Source organism: Hyphomicrobium sp., from assembly GCF_047600905.1.
Lineage (GTDB): Bacteria > Pseudomonadota > Alphaproteobacteria > Rhizobiales > Hyphomicrobiaceae > Hyphomicrobium_B.
In genome coordinates this window covers 482,096-499,259 of the sequence record NZ_JASGKD010000001.1, presented here as the reverse complement: position 1 = coordinate 499,259, position 17,164 = coordinate 482,096, and the positions used below count along the sequence as shown (strand labels likewise).

The 17,164-nt window shown below is 59.3% G+C and carries 18 protein-coding genes; 3 read left to right on the top strand and 15 right to left on the bottom strand.

Going from position 1 to position 17,164, the window contains the following annotated elements:
• Nucleotides 1-65: 65 nt before the first annotated feature.
• The gene (locus QM780_RS02515; protein ID WP_415068906.1) at nucleotides 66-437 is read right to left on the bottom strand and encodes a hypothetical protein; all 372 of its coding nucleotides are present in this window, start codon (nucleotides 435-437) and stop codon (nucleotides 66-68) included.
• A gap of 243 nt (nucleotides 438-680) precedes the next feature.
• On the opposite strand from QM780_RS02515, the gene QM780_RS02510 reads away from it, so the two are divergent.
• The gene (locus tag QM780_RS02510; RefSeq protein ID WP_415068905.1) at nucleotides 681-1,529 is read left to right on the top strand and encodes a LysR family transcriptional regulator; all 849 of its coding nucleotides are present in this window, start codon (nucleotides 681-683) and stop codon (nucleotides 1,527-1,529) included.
• A gap of 52 nt (nucleotides 1,530-1,581) precedes the next feature.
• Here QM780_RS02510 and QM780_RS02505 read toward each other — a convergent pair whose 3' ends face one another.
• The 11 genes from QM780_RS02505 to rpoZ form a co-directional block, all read right to left on the bottom strand.
• The gene (locus tag QM780_RS02505) at nucleotides 1,582-3,600 is read right to left on the bottom strand and encodes an acetyl-CoA carboxylase biotin carboxylase subunit (RefSeq protein WP_415068904.1); all 2,019 of its coding nucleotides are present in this window, start codon (nucleotides 3,598-3,600) and stop codon (nucleotides 1,582-1,584) included.
• 205 nt (nucleotides 3,601-3,805) lie between these two features.
• A complete protein-coding gene (locus QM780_RS02500; RefSeq protein ID WP_415068903.1) occupies nucleotides 3,806-4,819 on the bottom strand; it encodes a hypothetical protein in 1,014 nt (337 codons plus the stop codon).
• A gap of 561 nt (nucleotides 4,820-5,380) precedes the next feature.
• Nucleotides 5,381-6,100, bottom strand: coding sequence for a DNA repair protein RecO (recO, locus tag QM780_RS02495; protein WP_415068902.1), 720 nt, complete (start codon nucleotides 6,098-6,100; stop codon nucleotides 5,381-5,383).
• A 21-nt stretch (nucleotides 6,101-6,121) separates the two neighbouring features.
• A complete protein-coding gene (gene era / locus QM780_RS02490) occupies nucleotides 6,122-7,060 on the bottom strand; it encodes a GTPase Era (protein WP_415068901.1) in 939 nt (312 codons plus the stop codon).
• Entirely contained in the window at nucleotides 7,053-7,760 is a 708-nt protein-coding gene (rnc, locus tag QM780_RS02485; RefSeq protein ID WP_415068900.1) for a ribonuclease III, read from the bottom strand. The genes era and rnc overlap by 8 nt, the downstream gene beginning before the upstream one ends.
• 21 nt (nucleotides 7,761-7,781) lie before the next feature.
• A complete protein-coding gene (lepB, locus tag QM780_RS02480) occupies nucleotides 7,782-8,540 on the bottom strand; it encodes a signal peptidase I (RefSeq protein ID WP_415068899.1) in 759 nt (252 codons plus the stop codon).
• Between the two features lie 191 nt (nucleotides 8,541-8,731).
• On the bottom strand, nucleotides 8,732-9,148 hold the full coding sequence (acpS, locus tag QM780_RS02475; protein ID WP_415068898.1) for a holo-ACP synthase: 417 nt from the start codon (nucleotides 9,146-9,148) through the stop codon (nucleotides 8,732-8,734).
• Nucleotides 9,145-9,921, bottom strand: a complete 777-nt coding sequence (locus QM780_RS02470; RefSeq protein WP_415071960.1) for a pyridoxine 5'-phosphate synthase — start codon at nucleotides 9,919-9,921, stop codon at nucleotides 9,145-9,147. The genes acpS and QM780_RS02470 overlap by 4 nt, the downstream gene beginning before the upstream one ends.
• 106 nt (nucleotides 9,922-10,027) lie before the next feature.
• Nucleotides 10,028-10,582: a DUF2062 domain-containing protein gene (locus tag QM780_RS02465; RefSeq protein WP_415068897.1), complete on the bottom strand. Its 555-nt coding sequence runs from the start codon at nucleotides 10,580-10,582 to the stop codon at nucleotides 10,028-10,030.
• A 63-nt stretch (nucleotides 10,583-10,645) separates the two neighbouring features.
• Nucleotides 10,646-12,868: a RelA/SpoT family protein gene (locus tag QM780_RS02460; protein ID WP_415068896.1), complete on the bottom strand. Its 2,223-nt coding sequence runs from the start codon at nucleotides 12,866-12,868 to the stop codon at nucleotides 10,646-10,648.
• Between the two features lie 104 nt (nucleotides 12,869-12,972).
• Nucleotides 12,973-13,431, bottom strand: a complete 459-nt coding sequence (gene rpoZ, locus QM780_RS02455) for a DNA-directed RNA polymerase subunit omega (protein WP_415068895.1) — start codon at nucleotides 13,429-13,431, stop codon at nucleotides 12,973-12,975.
• Between the two features lie 389 nt (nucleotides 13,432-13,820).
• On the opposite strand from rpoZ, the gene QM780_RS02450 reads away from it, so the two are divergent.
• Both QM780_RS02450 and QM780_RS02445 read left to right on the top strand, forming a co-directional pair.
• Nucleotides 13,821-14,477, top strand: coding sequence for an NYN domain-containing protein (locus QM780_RS02450; RefSeq protein WP_415068894.1), 657 nt, complete (start codon nucleotides 13,821-13,823; stop codon nucleotides 14,475-14,477).
• A gap of 23 nt (nucleotides 14,478-14,500) precedes the next feature.
• Entirely contained in the window at nucleotides 14,501-15,160 is a 660-nt protein-coding gene (locus tag QM780_RS02445) for a uracil-DNA glycosylase (RefSeq protein WP_415068893.1), read from the top strand.
• On the opposite strand, the gene QM780_RS02440 is transcribed toward QM780_RS02445, so the two are convergent.
• Genes QM780_RS02440 through dapA form a run of 3 tightly spaced genes read right to left on the bottom strand, consistent with a single transcriptional unit; the run spans nucleotide 15,141 to nucleotide 17,122 of the window.
• Complete coding sequence (locus QM780_RS02440; RefSeq protein ID WP_415068892.1) at nucleotides 15,141-15,692, bottom strand: peroxiredoxin; 552 nt, start codon at nucleotides 15,690-15,692, stop codon at nucleotides 15,141-15,143. The two genes, QM780_RS02445 and QM780_RS02440, sit on opposite strands and share 20 nt — an antisense overlap.
• A gap of 42 nt (nucleotides 15,693-15,734) precedes the next feature.
• Nucleotides 15,735-16,208, bottom strand: a complete 474-nt coding sequence (gene smpB / locus QM780_RS02435; RefSeq protein WP_415068891.1) for an SsrA-binding protein SmpB — start codon at nucleotides 16,206-16,208, stop codon at nucleotides 15,735-15,737.
• A 23-nt stretch (nucleotides 16,209-16,231) separates the two neighbouring features.
• Nucleotides 16,232-17,122 carry a 4-hydroxy-tetrahydrodipicolinate synthase gene (dapA, locus tag QM780_RS02430; RefSeq protein ID WP_415068890.1) on the bottom strand — a complete coding sequence of 297 codons (891 nt, stop codon included), beginning with the start codon at nucleotides 17,120-17,122 and terminating at the stop codon, nucleotides 16,232-16,234.
• Nucleotides 17,123-17,164: the final 42 nt, after the last annotated feature.

Sequence of the window (17,164 nt, the reverse complement as noted above, 5' to 3'; positions counted from 1 at the left end):
AAAGGCGCCCGCATCCTGTTGGGATGCAGACGCCTGATTACCGATGCCGCAATCTTCTCTCTACCTCAATGTCTTTCCCGCTCTTCTGAGGTGCTGCCAACCGGCGGCGCACCCCCATTCACGGGCGAATCGTAGTAGAGAAAACCCCCTTCGACAGAGACGCTGTCCGAACCATCAAGTTCGTACTCGTCACTCGCATTGTCGCTGAGGCGGATGATACAGCTCTTCTGACAGACCCCGCCAATCACCTTACCTACTGGGAGAACCTCATCCTGGACGGACGTGTCCTCGGTGATGGTGAGCTTGACCTCTTTGTCACCGCGGTTGGTAATCGTGGCAGCCGAAGCCGCCGAGGTCGTAAGAAGAACTGCGATCGCGCCAGCCGCCATAACCCGAAGGTCGAAACGGCCGCTCCTGCGATCGCGGCAGAAAGTCATTACTTCTTCTTCTTCGCTGCCTTCTTGGCAGGAGCCTTCTTGGCGGCTTTCTTTGCAGCTTTAGCCATTTTAGATCGTCCTTCCGTTTGATCGTTGACAGAACACGTCTGTCGACCTGACTCGAAGTCGGGTCATTTGCGACATTGATGAAATTCAAGTCGATGCACAAACGAAATTTGATGTTTGGTGATATCGAAAATTTCGATAGATGAGTATTCACGTCGTCGATGAGGATCTCAACGGATGGACGTCAATCTCGCTCGGACATTCCTCGTCGTCGCTGAGACGGGTAGCTTCGTCGACACCGCTCGCAAGCTCAACATCACCCAATCGACCGTTTCGGCACGCATCAAGGGCCTCGAAGATCTCCTGGGACGCCCGCTCTTTACGCGATCGAAGGCGGGCGCCGAGTTGACCGGTGCCGGCGAGCTCTTTCAAAAGCATGCTCTCGCGATGGTTCGCGTCTGGCAGCAAGCCCAGCTGCAGGTTTCCCTCGCCGATCAGCACCCCGAGCACATCTCGGTCGGCGCGCCGCTGAGCATGTGGAGCGGATTTTTGCTGAAATGGGCGGCCGGATTGAGGCTGCAGATCCCGGGAATCGCCGTGTCTGCGACCGCCGGAAGCTCGAATGTATTGAACCAGCGACTCATCGAAGGAACGCTCGATCTCGCCATAATGTATCGTCCTTCACCGCCGCCCGGCCTCACGATCGAGCACCTTTTTGATGAAGAGTTCGTGCTTGTCTCCTCGGCGAAGCCGACGGCACGACGCGGAGTTAACGATTATCTCTTGGTCGATTGGGGAGCCGATTTCATCCAGGACCACGCTGCCGCATTTCCCGAGCACGCAAACCCCGCGCTCAGTCTCGATCTTGGTCCAATGGGGCTCGATTATCTTCTCGCGAACGAATGCTCCGGATATTTTCCAGCGCGCATGGTTCGGGGATTGATCAGCAGAGGGCGGGTGAGAGAGCCAAAACGCGCCCGGAAATTCGTGTATCCGGTCTATATGGTCTATCCGGAGACCCGGAACGAAGAGGCTTATGAACCGATTCTTCGAGGTCTGATGCGAGCGGCGGCGAAGCTCGGCTGAAGCCGATTCAAAACCGGGGCGCCTTATTCAAGCGCCGCTCGCAGCCTTCTTCTCAAGCGAATTCGATGATCACGGCGTCGACGGCGAGGCTGTCGCCAGGTTTCGCGGCAACCTTCTTTACCTTGCCGTCGCGCTCCGCCTTCAGGATATTTTCCATCTTCATGGCTTCGACTACGGCCAGGTTGTCACCCGCCTTGACGTCCTGACCCTCGCTGACGTTTACCGCCTTGACGAGCCCGGGCATGGGGCAAAGCAGGAATTTCGACATATCTGCGGGGACTTTCACGGGCATAAGCGCCGCAAGTTCAGCCTCGCGCTGCGTATAAACGTAGGTCGGCGCCTGAATGCCGCGGTAAGACAGCGTCATTCCATTCGGAATCGGGCGAACTTGGACGGCGACGTCGGCGGCATCGACGGTTCCGATCCAAACCGGCTCGCCCGGCCACCACTCCGAGGTGATCTCCATCGTCTTGCTCGGATGGCCGTCCTTATCGAGAATCGACACGTAATACGGCCCTGGGATGGCGCCGAGAGCTTCGATCTCGACGGTCGCCGAGCCGATCTTGACCACACGGCGCTTGGCAAAGCTGACGCCATGCCCCGACATCTGATGCGTAATATCACGCCGGCGCGAATTGCTGAGATGGTCGATGGCGCCTGCCACCGCCGCCAAAGTGATCAAATGCTCGCCTTGTGGCTCCCGTGGAACGAACCCGTCGGGGAACTCTTCTTTGATGAAGCCGGTCGAAAGATTGCCCTCGCGCCAGCGGGGATGCTGCATGACAGCCGAAACGAAGGGCACATTGTGCTGAATGCCATCGATATAAAAGGCATCGAGCGCAATCGACTGCGCGTCGATCGCTTCCAACCGACTCGGCGCATGGGTGACGAGCTTGGCGATCATCGGATCGTAATACATCGAGATCTCGCCGCCCTCGAACACGCCCGTATCGTTGCGAACGGTCACACCATCCTTGGTGCCCTCGGCCGGCGGCCGGTATTTTACCAACCGGCCGATCGACGGCAGGAAGTTCCGGAACGGATCTTCGGCGTAGACGCGGCTTTCGACCGCCCACCCCTTGAGCTTTATGTCGGACTGCTTGAACGGCAGCTTCTCGCCGGCCGCGACGCGGATCATCTGCTCGACGAGGTCGATTCCCGTCACGAGCTCCGTCACCGGGTGTTCGACCTGTAGGCGGGTGTTCATTTCGAGGAAATAGAAAGAGCGATCCTGACCAGCGACGAACTCGACCGTGCCTGCGCTGTCATAACCGACGGCCTTTGCCAGTGCGACGGACTGCTCGCCCATGGCTTTGCGGGTCTTTTCGTCGAGCAGGGGCGACGGCGCTTCCTCGAGGACTTTCTGGTTACGGCGCTGAATGGAGCACTCGCGCTCGCCGAGATAAACGACGTTGCCGTGCTTATCGCCCAAAACTTGGATTTCGATATGCCGGGGATTCTCGATGAACTTTTCGACGAAACAACGATCGTCACCGAACGATGACTTGGCTTCGGAACGGGCAAGCTCGAAACCTTCAGCCGCCTCTTTGGCGTTGTAGGCGATGCGCATGCCCTTGCCGCCGCCGCCGGCCGACGCCTTGATCATGACGGGGTAGCCGATCTCGTCGGCGATCTTGACCGCATGCTTGGCGTCGCTGATTTCGCCCATGTATCCCGGAACGGTCGAGACCTTGGCCGCCGCCGCCGCCTTTTTGCTTTCGATCTTATCGCCCATGGCGGCGATTGCCTTGGCGTTCGGTCCGATGAAGACGATGCCGTTCTTCTGCAGCGCCAGTGGAAAAGCCTCGCGCTCGGACAGAAAGCCGTAACCCGGATGAACCGCCTCGGCTCCGGTCGCCTTGCAGGCCTCGATGATCTTATCCATCACAAGGTAAGATTCAGCCGCGGGCGACGGTCCGATGTAGACGGCCTCATCCGCCATCTCGACATGGAGCGCGTCCCGATCAGCGTCCGAATAGACCGCAACCGTCTTGATGCCCATCTTCCGGGCGGTCTTCATGACGCGGCACGCGATTTCTCCGCGGTTGGCAATGAGTATTTTTTTGAACATCGGCGCGTCCCGGTCCTTCCCGTAAATGTTCTTTCTGCCTCAGCTTGTCGCAAGGCAACACGCCGTTCTAGAGCGTGCGTAGGGCCGCGTAAACACGCCGTTGGCACCACGCGCACCGGGGCCTCTGCGATCAGCTGCCGCATAACGAGAGCCGCCGGCGAGTGGGGCTCGCCGGCGGCTCGAAAGTAACCATCGAATTGGGGGGCTAGGCCGCCTGACCCAGCCGGCAGACCGCTTCGGTCAGCGTCGGATGGATGCGCGGGCTCTCGTGATTGAGGTAGGAGACGAGCGCCCTCTCGCTTGCCGTCAACCGGCCGCCGCGTCCCAGCCGGCTGACCAGCCAGGACGGATCGGCATCGGCGATGTTCTCATTGGTGATGATCTCGATCCGCTGGTGCTCGAGCCGGGCGAGCGCCCGCTCCTCTACGGTCTGATCGTGGTAGGCGTCCTGCATGGACGACAGGTTGGCGTGCACCATGGATAGAAGAGAGAACAGGATCGACGTCTGCTCGTCATCGTCCTTATCCAGATCGGCCTCCTGCCGGAGAGCCTCTTCCCGCGACGGCACGGAATAGCCCGAGGCCGACATCATCACATTGGCGATGGCCTTGACGAAGAGGTCGGTCCAGACCGCATTGGGCGGCGATCCTGCCACGGCTTCGTCGATGTCGAACAGAACGTCGGCTTCGCTGCGTGTCATGGGCACCTGCCCGTCGCCGCCGAAGGCATAGAGGATGCGCCGCAAGAGATCGACCTCGGCGTCACTGATGCGCCCAGCCGGCAGGAGCTTGCCTTGTCGCAGCGGACCTTGGCCGGAGACTACCGCCTGCTTCACCTGTTCGAGCGCGAATTTCGACAGGCTCGCGGGCGCCCAGCGCGCTTTATCGAGCACATTCAGAACGAGATCGATTTCCGCTTTCGACTTGATCTTGCCCTCTCTCGAAAGGCGCTCGATCAGCCAGTTCGCGTTCGCCGCCGTCAGATAGCCGCGGGGCGGCTCCTGGAACACCAGATAATCGGTAATCGTCTCGACGAAGAATTCGGGCCAATCGGCATGACGGATTGAGCACGCCTGATGAATCGAGATCAGGAGATCTGCTTCATCCAAAGACGCCAGACCATCTTCATAAAACGCACGTTTGAAGAAAAGAACGTCGTCGAACTCGATCGTTTGCCGCTCGAAAATGTGCTCAATCGGCAGTGACGCAAACCCACTCATCGATAGCCCCCACGCCACAATAGAATGCCCGTAGAGGGTAAGCGCCGATGCTTAATCGGCTCTTAAAGGCTGTCGGAAAATGAAGTGGAAAGCCTTTGTTTTCCAGGAGGTGGCCACGAGGTGCCACAATATTGCGGGGTCGCAGCTCATCGCCACGACCCCGTTGTCCCGCCATGCTCCCGCATGCATGGACGGAATAGAATAATCACCACGGTAGTTGTGTGCGCATCAGCATGAACGGTTGCTGAAGGGAGAGCTGCTTCCTCCCGAAAGCGCGAAAACAGAAACTTTTCCGCATCGATTAAGGAAAAGCCCGTTCGGAGGGGGGATCCGAACGGGCGATTTACTGACCCGGCGGGGCGGTGTGGGTCGCTGCGCGAGGTCAGTTTCAAGCCGCCGGACCGACAAAGGGAGAAGGAGATCCGGCAACGCATTCATTGGCCATGAGCCGAACGCAAGAACGCCGATTGCCCATAGTCGTAAGAGAGAACGCCGGACCGGTCGCAAATCCGTCGCCGGCTTACAAAAATCAGCATTAAAAAATGGAAGGCTTCGGCAAAGCTACGCTGCGAGCTGCGACACCAGCCGCATCCGCGACGCCGGCAGGGTCTGCCCGCGTGGCGTCAGCAGATGCTTCTCGATGAAATGTCCGGTCAGGGCAAAGCCGCGATTGATGTCCTCGGTCGTCACGGTTGCCGACCTTTGTTTGGTCAGAAATGGCGGGAGCGCCAAAAGCTTGTCCCGATAGGGCTCTCCAGCCGATGCCGAAACGGCGCGGCCCGATTTCGGCGAAACATATATGAGCTGATCGTTCGCCCCTGTCGCCGCGCACTGGCTGAGATCGAGCCCGAAGCCGAGTTCGTCGAGCAGGGCAAGTTCCCACCTGACCAGAAGCGCCGGCCAAACGGTGACGTCGTTCAGAAATCCAAGCACGAAAAGCGTGATCTCATAGAGATTGGGATGGGGGTCGCGCTCGGGAAGCAGTCCGGTCAAAGTGGTTACGGAGGATAGCGCCATCAGCGCCTGCGGATCGTCCAGCGTCTCGGCTGCGAAGGCGCGCCGCATCTCGACGCTCATTGAGCCGAGCTGGTCGGCAAGCCTCGCCTTCCAGACCGCATCGACATGGTTTCCGGCCTGAAGGATCGGACGCAACCGTCGCGATCGGCCGCCATGGACGAGCCCCATGTGCCGGCCATGGGCACGTGTCCACAGGTCGACGACCGCCGCCGTCTCGCCGTGCGGCCTCACCGAAAGAACGATTCCTTCATCCGTCCACTGCATGGGGATTTAATAGCAGGCAATTCAGGATTTCGGAAAAGGCAGGCCCATTTCCCGATACCGCTCGGGGTCGCTTTCCCAGTTCTCCCGCACTTTGACGAACAGGAACAGGTGGATCCGATGGCCCGCCATTTCCTCGATCGCATGCCGCGCGGAACTCGAAATCTTCTTGATCGTCTCGCCGCCTTTGCCGAGCACGATCTTCTTCTGTCCGTCCCGCTCGACGTAGATCGTCTGCTCGACCCGCGCCGAACCGTCCTTCAAGGTTTTCCAGTCCGTGGTTTCAACAGTTGTCGTGTACGGCAGTTCCTGATGCAGAAAGCGATAGATGCTCTCGCGCGTCAGCTCCGCCGCTTGTGCCCGCATCGGCACATCCGTCACATCGTCTTCGCCGTAGTGCCAGGGCCCTTTAGGAACGAGAGCGGCGAGATACGTCAGCAGATCCCTGATGCCTTGTCCTTCGAGCGCCGAGATCATGAAAATGCGGTCGGGTCGTAGGCTTTGGTCGATCGTTTTGGCGAACTCCAGAAGCTTTGGCTTGTCTTCGACGCGATCGATCTTATTCAGAACCGCGATCTTGGGCATTCGAGCCCCCTTGAGCCGCTCGATGATGCCGGCAACGTCCTCGCCAATGTTTGCCGCGGCATCGAGCACCAGAAGGACCGCATCGGCATCCTCGAGCCCGCCCCAGGCGGCATCGACCATGGCACGGTCGAGCCGGCGCTTCGGATTGAAGATGCCCGCGGTATCGATGAAAACGATCTGGCTGTTGCCCTCGATCGCAATGCCGCGGATCGGCGCCCGGGTCGTCTGCACCTTATGCGAAACGATCGCGACCTTGGCGCCGACCAATGCGTTGACGAGCGTCGATTTGCCGGCATTGGTCGGGCCAATGACGGCGACAAACCCGCACCGCCGCTCGGCGTCAGGGCCAATCTCGGGTTTGACGTCTGTGTCAGCCATTGGCGTGTCGTGCTCCAACGCCTTCTCGCGTGAGAAGGGCACTTGCTGCCGCTTGCTCGGCAATACGCTTTGAGGCCCCTTCCCCCTGAGCCGGCGGACGGCCCGCAATCAAAACCTCGGCCGTGAACCGAGGCGCATGATCCGGCCCGTTGCGCGCGACGACCGTGTAGCGCGGAAGGGCGAGCCCTTGTCCCTGCGCCCACTCCTGCAACGCGGACTTCGCGTCGACCGTCACTTCGGGCACCGGCTCGGATTGATCCTGCCATAGCCTGTTAACGACAGCGCGCGCCTTTTCGAATCCGCCATCGATAAAGACGGCGCCCAGGAGTGCTTCCGCTGCATCCGCCAGGATGGTTGTCTTATTGCGCCCGCCGCTATCGGCCTCGCTTTCGGAAAGAATGAGATGGTCGCCGAGCCCGATGTTGCGAGCGACCTTCGCGCAGGCCTCTCCCCGCACGAGCCGGTTATAGCGCCTCGCGAGTTCGCCTTCGTTTGCTTCGGGATATTGCTTGTTCAAAGCTTCCGCTATCGCCAGGCCGAGCACCCGATCGCCGATGAATTCTAATCTCTCGTTGTCGGACCGGACGACCTTGCCGCCGCGAACGCTGGCGTGCGTCAGCGCACGCTCAAGAAGGCTGGGGTTCTTGAACTTATAACCCAGCTTCGTCTCAAGCTCTTTGAATTTGCGTGGTCTCAACATGGCGCAGAGGCCGCTTTACGGTCACCTCACCAGAGTGAAGAACCTGTTCCATCGAATGTCAAACGGCCAAGTCCAAGGGGTATACCAATGGGTGGCGTCAGGGCCGTCGACCTTTGCGGAAAAGAAGATGATCTCCGCGCGCCCGATGAAATTCTCATAAGGAACGTAGCCGACGACACTCTGGACCCGGCTGTCCGTCGAGTTGTCGCGGTTATCGCCCATCATGAAGAAATGGCCCGGCGGAACCTTGTAGATGCCCGTGTTATCGTAGGGTCCGTTGGGATCACTATCGAGAACCTTGTATTTCACGCCGTTCGGGAGCGTCTCCTCGAACACGGGAATCGTGCGTTCGCGGCCGTCTTCCCAGGTCGTAAATTCGCCCGCCGACACCTTCGGCACGCCCTGCCCGTTGATGAACAGCTGGCCGTTCTTCATTTGGATTTCGTCGCCGGGAAGTCCGATGACGCGCTTGATGTAATCAACCGAGTTATCGCGCGGAAGCTTGAATACCGCGACATCGCCGCGCTTAGGCTCCGCGCCGAAAAGGCGTCCGGAGAACAAATTTGGACTGAAGGGAAACGAAAACCGGCTATAGCCATAAGATAGCTTCGAGACGAACAGATAATCCCCGATCAGCAGAGTTTCCTTCATCGATCCCGACGGGATGTTGAAGGGCTGGTAAAAGAAGACCCGCACGAACATCGCAATAGCGAGTGCTTCGACGACGATGATGAGGGTCTCAGACCAACTCGATCTCGACGCCTTAATCCCAACGCTCATTCAAGGGGGCTCCTCTGCGCCGCCAAACGGCATTGGCCGGGCTCGCTTCATTCAGCGGTCCGCTATAGCGAGTTTGGCCTAAGGCCGCAATGACGGCTATGAACCTGACTAAAAGGTAAGGAAAACAGGGACTCAGCGGCATTGGCCGCCCTGCACTCCGAAACCGATGAAAGATTTGCCGCACTAAAAATTCAGCCGGAAGCTACGGTCTCTTCCGGCACCGCCGATATGATCACGAAGGCTGCAGCGATTGGATATTCGTCGGTAATTGTGACATCAATTCGAGCCTTGAAGCCTGCAGGCACCAACCGGTCGAGCCGGCGCGCCGCTCCGCCAGTCAATGCCAGGGTCGGACGGCCCGACGGCGCATTCACGACTCCGATATCCTTGAGATATACGCCAGCCCTGAATCCGGTGCCAAGAGCTTTGCTGGCCGCTTCTTTCGCCGCGAAACGCTTCGCGAACGTGCGTGCGGCATGGGCCCTTGAGAATGCCTTGCGCCGCTCCTCGGCAGTGAACACGCGCTCCAGGAAGCGATCTCCGAAACGCGCCATCGTTTTTTCGATCCGCCGGATATCGCAAAGATCGTTGCCGATGCCGAGGATCATTTTGCTGATCGCGCTGCCGCCGGAATGCTGTCGCGCGCTTCATCCATGAGCACACGCATACGCCGGACCGCCATTGAAAGTCCGCCGAAAATCGCTTCGCCGATCAGGAAGTGTCCGATATTGAGTTCGACAATCTCCGGGATTGCCGCGATCGGCTTCACGGTGTTGTAGGTCAGGCCATGTCCGGCATGCACCTCGAGGCCTGCCGCTGCCGCCGCCGACGCCGCTTTCTTATGGCGTTCCAATTCACGCGCTACCCCGGCCGCGTCATGTTCGAGTGCAAGATTACAGTAGCGGCCGGTATGAAGTTCGACGATGTCCGCACCGACGGCCGCTGCCGCATCGATCGTCTTCAGATCGGGTTCGATGAAAAGCGAAACCCGAATGCCGGCGTCTTTCAACTTGGCGACAAACGGCTTCAATGTTTTCACGGCGGCGAGGACATCGAGACCGCCCTCGGTCGTGCGTTCTTGCCGTCGTTCCGGCACTAGGCAGCACGCGTTCGGCACATGCCGGAGCGCGATCTGCTGCATCTCCTTCGTCGTCGCCATCTCGAGATTGAGCGGCCGCGTCAACTCGTTCTTGAGACGCGTGATATCAGCGTCGGAAATGTGCCGGCGATCCTCGCGCAAGTGCGCGGTAATGCCATCCGCACCGCCCTCGATCGCAAGATGGGCGGCGCGAAGCGGATCGGGATGCATTCCCCCACGCGCATTTCTGAGCGTCGCCACATGGTCGATGTTGACGCCGAGCCGCAATGCGCGAACAGGCATCGCTGCCGGGTTGCCTTCAGACGGCTTGCGGATGTTGGCCACGTTCTGCTGTTACCGATCGTTGGAATTTTTAACTGAGTTCCGCGAGGGGGACCCGATTGCGACGCTATATGAGTTTACGGTGACGTTGGAATACCCGTACCGCCCTTCGCGTAGGATAATAGGCGAAGATAGCCGCTATCAAGCCGACGAGAAGACCTCCAACCAACATAGGCTCGGCAATCGGAGAAAGATTATCGACGGCAGCGCCTAACGTTTCGGGTGAAGGCGCCGAGAGAGTGGCACCAAGCACGTTAGCCGTCTCACCCAGATGATCGGTCGCATATGTCGGGTCCTGACCCAGGAGAAGCGCGCCCGACACATAGGATGCGCTCCAAATCGCCGGCCAACTCAGGGGATTGCCGACGAATGTGCCAAGCAGCGCAGCCGGCATGCTGACCCTGAACAGGAACGCCAAAGCGAACGCGAGAATGGTTTGGACACCGAGAAATGGCGTGCAGGCGGTGAATACGCCGATCGCAAAACCGAATGCCACCGCATGCGGTGTAGCGCGCACGCGCAGAACCTGCCGCCAGAAATAGCGCAGCCGAGCCCGCACGCGGGCCATATTGACTGGCCAGCCAAGTGAAAAATCGACCAGCGCTGAATGCTTCTCGTCCAACGACAACAATCCCGACAGCACTAAACGGCCAGCCTCGCGGCCGGCACGCCGGCGCACCATAGCCTACTCAAATAAACGTTCCACCTTCGCAACCGACGACTTTGCTCGGAGTCCGGCGATGATGTGGTTCAAATGCACCAAGTCAAAAACCTCGAGCTCAATATGCATTATTGTGAAATCTGCCGCACGCCGGGCCATTTTAATATTGTCGATATTGCCGCCCGTCTCACCGATCACCTTGGCAATCTCGGCAAGTGACCCAGGAGCATTGACCGCCGTAACGCTGATTCTGGCCGGAAAACGCTGCGGTCTTTCGGGGTCGACGTCCCACGTCACGTCGATCCAATGTTCCTCTTCGTATTCCTTGAGACGCGGCGAATGGATCTGGAACACCCGGATACCCTCTCCCGGAGCCATCACGCCGACGATCCGATCGCCCGGCACCGCCCCTCCGGGCTCGAACGCTACCGGCAAATCTTGTTTCGGACCGCCGATCGACACAGCCGTCATGCTGTCGATCTCGGATGTCCGAAACTTCAGGCTGTTGACCTTGTCGATATTGAACCAGCCGTCCTGCTCGCGCGCTCGCCCGAACCGGCGGGTCGGCTTATAGGCTTCGTCGATGGCTTGGCCGTGCGGAAGGATTGCGCCGAGCACGTCTGCAAGCTGCACATCGTTGCGGCCGACCGCCGCCAGAAGATCGTCGGCCGTCTTGAACCCGATTTTCGGCGCCGCAGCCCTGACTTTCTCTTCCGAATAATCGACCTCGATCCCCGCGAGCGTTGATTGCAGCAGCTGCCGCCCCAGCTCGATGAAACGCTTGCGCTCCGCTTCACGTGCTGCCCGCCGGATCGCCGCACGCGCACGACCCGTAACGGCGAACGCTTCCCACGCGGCCGGCCGGACATGGCCCTTCGAAGTTTCAATGACCACCTCGTCGCCGTTGCGCAGGTGGGTATCGATCGGAACGTGCCGCCCATTGATGTAGGCCGCGATGGCTTCGTTGCCGATGTCGGTATGAACCGCATAGGCAAAATCGAGCGGCGTCGCGCCTCGAGGTAGCGCAATAAGACGACCTTTGGGTGTGAAGCAGAACACTTGGTCGTGGAACAGCTCAAGCTTCGTGTGCTCAAGGAACTCTTCCGGATTCGCTGCTTCGAGAAGCGATGCGATCATCGTGCGGAGACGACCGTATGGACTATCGTCGCCCTCCTCCTCCGCTTCAGCATCATGGCCGTTCGTCAGCCCCTGCTGCTGATCCTTATAAAGAGCATGCGCGGCGATGCCGTATTCGGCGATGTGCTGCATCTGGCGCGTGCGTATCTGGAGCTCGACCCGCTGATGCCGAGGGCCATAAACCGTCGTGTGAATTGACTGATAGTTGTTCCGCTTGGGCGCCGAGATGTAGTCCTTGAAACGGCCGGGAACGGTGCTCCACGTCGTATGAACGATGCCGAGAACCCGATAGCAGTCCTCGATGGAATCGACGATCACCCGAAACGCATAGATGTCGGAAAGCTGTTCGAGACTGATCTGCTTATGCTCCATCTTGCTCCAGACGGAGTAGGGCTTCTTCTCGCGCCCATACGCTTCAGCCTTTATGCCGGCTTCTACACACTTGCGTGCGATGGCCAACCGAATTTCCTCGACGAGGCCGCCGTTACGCTCGCGCATATCCGCGAGCCGTTCCCGCAGAGCCTCGTAAGCTTCGGGGTGCAGCCAACGAAACGCGTGATCTTCCAGTTCCTCACGAAGCGCCTGCATGCCCATCATGCCGGCGAGCGGCGCGTAAATATCGAGGGTCTCTTCCGAGTTCCGCCGTCGGCTCTCGGGCTTCATGTGCTCAAGCGTACGCATATTGTGCAGGCGATCAGCGAGCTTCACGAGCAGAACGCGAATATCGCTCGAAATCGCGATGAGCAGCTTGCGGAAGTTTTCTGCCTGCTCGGCCTTTTTCGAAACGAGGTCGAGCCGCTTGATCTTGGTCAGACCATCGACAAGCCCACCGATCTCGGGCCCGAACATCTGATCGATTTCCGAGCGGGTGGCGTCCGTGTCCTCGATCACGTCATGCAGAAGCGCCGTCGCGATCGTCGCATCGTCGAGCTTGAGATCCGTCAGGATGGCGGCGACTTCGAGGGGATGCGAGAAATACGGAGCGCCCGACGCGCGCTTCTGATTGCCATGCGCCTTCATGGCATAGACGTAGGCGCGATTGAGCAGCGCCTCGTCAGCCTTGGGATCGTATTTGAGAACTCGCTCCACGAGTTCGTATTGCCGCATCATGACCCGCCGCACTCCTTCTGGGCGCAAGCGTAACCGAAGAGGCAGGTCAGGTTAAAGCGGAACGGACTGAGCCTGATGTCGCGAACAGGTATTCCCCGGTTGTCTTAGCGGGACCTGTCGCGAGGGTCGCGATCCCGCTCACGCGGGCCTGAACCGGAACCCGAACCGATGTTCGCCGAAGGCTCCAACGGCGTCATGCTCTCGAGCCCGCGCAGAAGCTGCTCTTCCGTCATGACATCGACTTGCGTGTCCGAAGAAAGATCGTCGCGTCCGAGCATCGGAGCGCGGCGCTCCGGCGGCAGCAGCGGCGCTGCAACGGCCTCCGGCTCGTCGACTTCCGTGTTCTTCTGAATGGATGAAATAAGCGTTTCGCGCATGTCGTCCGGCGAAAGCGTGCGTTCTGCGATCTCGCGGAGCGCGATGACCGGGTTCTTGTCATCGTCCGGTGTGATGGTAATGGCGCTGCCGTTCGTGATCGCGCGCGCCCGGTGAGCAGCAAGCAATACCAGCTCAAATCGATTCGGAATCTTGTCGACGCAATCTTCGACAGTTACGCGAGCCATGAGTGGACCTTCTCTTGGAGGAACTAGGCGCTAATTGTTCGCCGTTTAAGGGCGCACACTACCGTTCGAGACGGCCGTCCGGCGCCACGCTGCCGTTTCAGTGCCACGCCGGCCCGGATTAATCAAGCCGTCAAGTCACGAAATATCCGGCAGATCCTGGATCATCGCCCACCAAGGGACTATTATCGACAGACTAATTGTCACAATTCTTGACTAGCACTCAAATTTTATTATTTGTTGCAAACACAGTGTTCTACGCTGTAGATTATCTGTAGACGATCTCCGATTTACCTAAGTCCATGTGGCCATTAGCAAAGTAGGTTTCTCGACGATCTTCGCGGCAAGGTTTTTGGACGCTGTTTAGCGAGAATTCTACTTAGGGAACGCCAATGCATTTTTACCCCACGGAACGCATCGCCCTCTTCATCGATGGCGCCAATCTGTACGCCACAGCGAAATCTTTGGGGTTCGACATCGATTACAAGCGTCTACTCGGATTGTTCCGGCAAAAAGGCCAGCTTGTACGTGCACTTTATTATACGGCTCTGGCCGAGGAGCAGGAGTATTCGTCCATCCGTCCCCTCATCGATTGGCTGGACTATAACGGCTTCTCGATGGTGACAAAGCCGACCAAAGAATTCACCGACGCAACAGGCCGTCGCAAAGTCAAAGGCAACATGGACATCGAACTCGCCGTCGATGCGATGCGCCTTTCCGACAACCTGGACCACATCGTCATCTTCTCGGGCGACGGTGATTTCCGCAGTCTCGTCGCCGCGCTCCAGCAGAAGGGCAAACGCGTCAGCGTCGTTTCAACCCTTCAAACTCAGCCTCCCATGGTCGCCGATGAACTCCGCCGCCAGGCGGACCAGTTCATTGATCTGGCCGACCTCGAAGATCAGGTCGGACGTACGCAGGGCGGTGGCAGCACCAATGGCGGCCGGACCCCACGCGAAGGCGGACGCAATGTCTCCGCCCGTCAGCCGGCTGGCGCACGTGACACCAATTACCTCGGCGACGATGATTTCGTCGAAGAGGAAATCTGAACCGCCGAGAAGAGCGTTGGCGCATGGCTACGGCCATAGGCGAGTTGGCATTCGGCCCCGAAGCCCCGCCGAAATGTACGCGCTGTCCGAGGCTTGTTGCCTACCGTGCTGAGAACGAGCGCATCGAGCCAAAATGGTTCAACGGCGCCGTACCGTCATTCGGGGATCCAACAACAAACTTTTTGATCGTAGGCCTCGCCCCCGGTCGCAACGGTGCCAACCGTACCGGACGGCCGTTCACAGGCGACTACGCCGGCGAACTGCTTTACGGCACGCTCATCCGGTATGGCTTCGCCACCGGTGAATATCACGCCCGCCCTGATGATGGGCTGCGGCTGCGCAATTGCATGATCACCAATGCCGTGCGCTGCGTGCCACCGGAAAACAAGCCCGAACCGAAAGAAATCGCCAACTGCAGGCCGTTCTTCGAAGCGCGGCTCGCAAACCTTCCGAAGCTGAAGATCATTCTCGCCCTCGGCAAAATCGCACATGACCAGACGCTCGCGGCGCTGGCAAAACGGAAAGTCCTGTTCCCTTTCGCGCACGGAGCCCGGCACGAACTCTCACCTGGCCTCGTGCTTTTCGATAGCTTCCACTGCTCGCGCTACAATACCAATACCGGACGGCTGACGACGGAGATGTTCCGGTCCGTCTTCGAGGCGATCAAGAACGAGTTGCCCTGAGAGATTCCAGCAACGCGCGCGCGTGCCCGCCCGGCGCATCGACCGGATAGATGACCCGATAAATGATGCCGTTCCGGATAATCATCGTGAGACGAGACAGATAACCGACGCCGCCCGTTTCAAATCGCGGCAGCTTCAGCGCATCGGCGAACGCCAACGTTTCATCGCTCAAAAGCAAATACGGAATGCCGGCGCGCAGTGCAAAAGCATGCTGGGCTTCTGGTGATTGCCCGCTCAGTCCGAATACTTCGTAGCCCATCACCTCGAACTCGGCATAGGCATCGCGAAAGCCTTCGGCTTCCGGCGTAGATCCATGCGCGCCTGGGATGTCGTCCCAACCCGGTGGATTGGGAACACCCGGTGTTCCAGTCATCGGATAGACGAAAACAACCGCCCGTTCCTGATAGCGGGAAAGGTTCACCGGCGCACCGCGAGTAGCGGGAAGGGCCACATCCGGCAGCCGCGTACCCGAGATCAAATGCTCCGCGGCGCCATCATTCACCTGAGACGGCCAAGTGGAAGTCGCAACCATGCCGAAGCCTCCTGTCGTCGTTGAAGCGGCGCTTCAGGCGCTTCAACCTTTCTCGCGCATGAGACGCGCCTTTTGCCGGTTCCAATCGCGCTTAGCCGCGTCCTGCCGCTTGTCGCCGTGGCTCTTGCCTTCGGCGAGGCCGAGCTTGACCTTGGCGCGGCCCTTCGCGTTGAAATAGAGCTCCAATGGCACCAGCGTCATGCCCTTACGCTCGACCGCGATACCGATTTTGTGGATCTCGCTCGCGTGCATCAAAAGCCGTCGCTTGCGGCGGGGCTCGTGCGGAAACATCGCGGCGCCGGGATACTCAGCGATGTAGCTGTTGATCAGCCAGACACCCCCATCCTCGACCGAAGCATAGCTCTCCGCGATGTTCGACTGGCCGCGGCGCAGCGACTTCACCTCGGACCCGAGAAGTTCTATCCCCGCTTCCCAGCTGTCCTTGATGAAGTATTCATGCCGCGCCTTGCGGTTCTCGGCGACAAGCGTACTGCCGTCGTCGCGTTTGGAGGCCATGACTCAGTGCTTTCCGCCAATCGTCACTCGGCCGCTTTGGCGCTCACGAGGTCGAGGTCGCTCAAAACCTTGTCGATCGCGCGTCGCGACGCCTCGGTGAGTGGCACCATCGGCAGGCGCATGTCTGCCGTTCCAAATCCCAGTCGCGAAACGGCATATTTCGCAGGGGCCGGATTGGTCTCAATGAACATCACCTCAAAGAGCGGCATGAGCCGGTCGTGGAGGGCCAGCGCCTTTTTGAAATCCCCTGCCATGCAGGCATTCTGGAAATCGGAGCACAGACGTGGCGCCACATTCGAGGCAACCGAGATGCATCCGGCACCGCCGTGCGCCATGAAGCCCAGTGCCGTCGCATCTTCACCCGAAAGCTGGCAGAACTCGGTGCCCAGCAGCGCCCGCGTCTGCGCCGGCCGCGCGAGATTGGCCGTCGCATCCTTGACGCCGACGATGTTCTTCAATTCGTAGCAGCGCGCCATCGTGGCGACCGACATGTCGACGACCGAGCGACCTGGAATGTTGTAGATGATGATCGGAATGTTGATCGCATCGTTGATGGCCTTGAAGTGCTGATAAAGCCCTTCCTGGCTCGGCTTGTTGTAGTAGGGCGTAACGATCAGAACCGCGTCGGCGCCGATCTTTTCGGCATATTGCGACAGCTCGACGGCTTCATCGGTCGAGTTTGAACCGGTTCCCGCCAGGACTGGGACACGCTTTTTCGCCGTGCTGACGGCGAGTTCTATCACCCGCTTGTGCTCGTCATGGTCGAGCGTCGGGCTTTCTCCTGTCGTCCCCACAGGCACCAGCCCGTGCGTACCCTCGGAAATCTGCCATTCGACAAAGCGCGTGAAAGCCGCTTCATCGACCTTGCCATTGCGGAACGGCGTAACAAGTGCCGTAATTGAACCTCTGAACATGCGTTCGCCTTAAACTGAATCGGCCGGGACAGCATCACTGGA

What these genes read in the sequence shown, in the direction of transcription:
- QM780_RS02515 (WP_415068906.1), bottom strand. Translation starts at nt 437, where the DNA reads ATGACTTTCTGCCGCGATCGCAGGAGCGGCCGTTTCGACCTTCGGGTT.
- QM780_RS02510 (WP_415068905.1), top strand. Translation starts at nt 681, where the DNA reads ATGGACGTCAATCTCGCTCGGACATTCCTCGTCGTCGCTGAGACGGGT.
- QM780_RS02505 (WP_415068904.1), bottom strand. Translation starts at nt 3,600, where the DNA reads ATGTTCAAAAAAATACTCATTGCCAACCGCGGAGAAATCGCGTGCCGC.
- QM780_RS02500 (WP_415068903.1), bottom strand. Translation starts at nt 4,819, where the DNA reads ATGAGTGGGTTTGCGTCACTGCCGATTGAGCACATTTTCGAGCGGCAA.
- recO (WP_415068902.1), bottom strand. Translation starts at nt 6,100, where the DNA reads ATGCAGTGGACGGATGAAGGAATCGTTCTTTCGGTGAGGCCGCACGGC.
- era (WP_415068901.1), bottom strand. Translation starts at nt 7,060, where the DNA reads ATGGCTGACACAGACGTCAAACCCGAGATTGGCCCTGACGCCGAGCGG.
- rnc (WP_415068900.1), bottom strand. Translation starts at nt 7,760, where the DNA reads ATGTTGAGACCACGCAAATTCAAAGAGCTTGAGACGAAGCTGGGTTAT.
- lepB (WP_415068899.1), bottom strand. Translation starts at nt 8,540, where the DNA reads ATGAGCGTTGGGATTAAGGCGTCGAGATCGAGTTGGTCTGAGACCCTC.
- acpS (WP_415068898.1), bottom strand. Translation starts at nt 9,148, where the DNA reads ATGATCCTCGGCATCGGCAACGATCTTTGCGATATCCGGCGGATCGAA.
- QM780_RS02470 (WP_415071960.1), bottom strand. Translation starts at nt 9,921, where the DNA reads ATGCCTGTTCGCGCATTGCGGCTCGGCGTCAACATCGACCATGTGGCG.
- QM780_RS02460 (WP_415068896.1), bottom strand. Translation starts at nt 12,868, where the DNA reads ATGATGCGGCAATACGAACTCGTGGAGCGAGTTCTCAAATACGATCCC.
- rpoZ (WP_415068895.1), bottom strand. Translation starts at nt 13,431, where the DNA reads ATGGCTCGCGTAACTGTCGAAGATTGCGTCGACAAGATTCCGAATCGA.
- QM780_RS02450 (WP_415068894.1), top strand. Translation starts at nt 13,821, where the DNA reads ATGCATTTTTACCCCACGGAACGCATCGCCCTCTTCATCGATGGCGCC.
- QM780_RS02445 (WP_415068893.1), top strand. Translation starts at nt 14,501, where the DNA reads ATGGCTACGGCCATAGGCGAGTTGGCATTCGGCCCCGAAGCCCCGCCG.
- QM780_RS02440 (WP_415068892.1), bottom strand. Translation starts at nt 15,692, where the DNA reads ATGGTTGCGACTTCCACTTGGCCGTCTCAGGTGAATGATGGCGCCGCG.
- smpB (WP_415068891.1), bottom strand. Translation starts at nt 16,208, where the DNA reads ATGGCCTCCAAACGCGACGACGGCAGTACGCTTGTCGCCGAGAACCGC.
- dapA (WP_415068890.1), bottom strand. Translation starts at nt 17,122, where the DNA reads ATGTTCAGAGGTTCAATTACGGCACTTGTTACGCCGTTCCGCAATGGC.